Origin of the sequence: Paenibacillus glacialis (assembly GCF_001637205.1) — a bacterium.
Lineage (GTDB): Bacteria > Bacillota > Bacilli > Paenibacillales > Paenibacillaceae > Paenibacillus_AQ > Paenibacillus_AQ glacialis.
This window is the reverse complement of sequence record NZ_LVJH01000008.1, coordinates 1-574: the sequence shown is the minus strand read 5'-3', so window position 1 is coordinate 574 and position 574 is coordinate 1. Positions and strand designations below refer to the sequence as shown.

Below are 574 nucleotides of genomic sequence, written 5' to 3'. Positions count from 1 at the left end.
GTAAATGAGTGCCATTTAACACGTCTAGGGTTTCCCCATTCGGACACCCCCGGATCAAAGCTTGCTTACAGCTCCCCGAGGCAGTTTCGTTGTTCGCCACGTCCTTCATCGACTCCTAGCGCCTAGGCATCCTCCGTGTGCTCTTAGTAGCTTAACCATCATGCTCTTTTGTTGCGTTGCTCGCTCCAAAGGATCGATCATCACATCAAATTCGCATATCAATTAACCTGTATCCGATAAATCGGATATTCGGTTGCTACTTTTACACTTTGTTCAGTTAACAAGTTAACTAAACTTAGATAAAAAGAATGTTCGTTTCTTACTTGCAAATTCGTTCGTTATCTAGTTTTCAAGGATCAAAGTTATTTCTAATAAAGAAACAACGTTTTGAAAGATTGCTCTTTCAAAACTGAACACGAGTGAGGAAATATTCGTAGGCTCTATGGCCCACAAGTCTTATCTTGACTCTTATATGAATGTTTCCGTTGCAGGAAACGATTCTCCATAGAAAGGAGGTGATCCAGCCGCACCTTCCGATACGGCTACCTTGTTACGACTTCACCCCAATCATCTA

Annotated in this window: 2 rRNA genes; both read right to left on the bottom strand. The window is 42.2% G+C overall.

The features are described 5' to 3' along the window. Positions 1-157: ribosomal RNA gene (locus PGLA_RS28520) — 23S ribosomal RNA — on the bottom strand; the annotation flags it as partial. 351 nt (positions 158-508) lie between these two features. Further along, a 16S ribosomal RNA gene (locus tag PGLA_RS07965) occupies positions 509-574 on the bottom strand; the annotation flags it as partial.